Origin of the sequence: Streptococcus oralis (assembly GCF_023109155.1) — a bacterium.
In the GTDB taxonomy this organism is placed as follows: domain Bacteria; phylum Bacillota; class Bacilli; order Lactobacillales; family Streptococcaceae; genus Streptococcus; species Streptococcus oralis_BZ.
The window spans coordinates 1-532 of record NZ_JALDUA010000024.1; the positions used below are offsets into that span (position 1 = coordinate 1).

General features: G+C 39.3%; 1 protein-coding gene. It reads left to right on the forward strand.

Features of this window, described 5'->3' with window-relative positions:
• Positions 1-394: LPXTG cell wall anchor domain-containing protein (locus M1F63_RS10130; RefSeq protein WP_247941336.1), on the forward strand; the 394-nt coding region annotated here is incomplete at its 5' end.
• Positions 395-532 lie beyond the last annotated feature (138 nt).

Sequence of the window (532 nt, forward strand, 5' to 3'; positions counted from 1 at the left end):
TACTTACGATGAAACTGAAAATCTTGTGACTCTTGAAATCAGCGACAAGGATGTTCTTGAAGCCTTGAAGGGAAGTAAAGTAACTCTCGTTCTTTACACAAACTTCAAAGAAGGAACAGACTTCGCTAAGTATCAGGACGGTGTATCAAATACAGCTACAGTAAGCTTCAATCACACCCCACAATCTACCAACACAGTTGTGGTGTTCCCACCAACACCGGTAACACCACCGGCTCCAAATATTCCACCTTCTGAGGGGGAAGTTCCACCAAAAGATCCAGGCAAAAACTTGCCAAATACAGGTTCTGAAGTTTCTACACTCTTTGAAGTCATTGCAGTTCTCATTTTTGGACTTACAGGACTTCTAGTTTGGAAAAACACAGCTGAACAATAGGATTGCATAGTAAGAGGAGGGTAGAAATATTTACTCTCCTCCTTACTGTATTTTGAAAGTGTTAAGGGAAAAAGAATGAGTAGAAAAAAATTATTAAAGTTAGGGATTTCAATACTTGCTTTAAACGCTCTTGGAGTA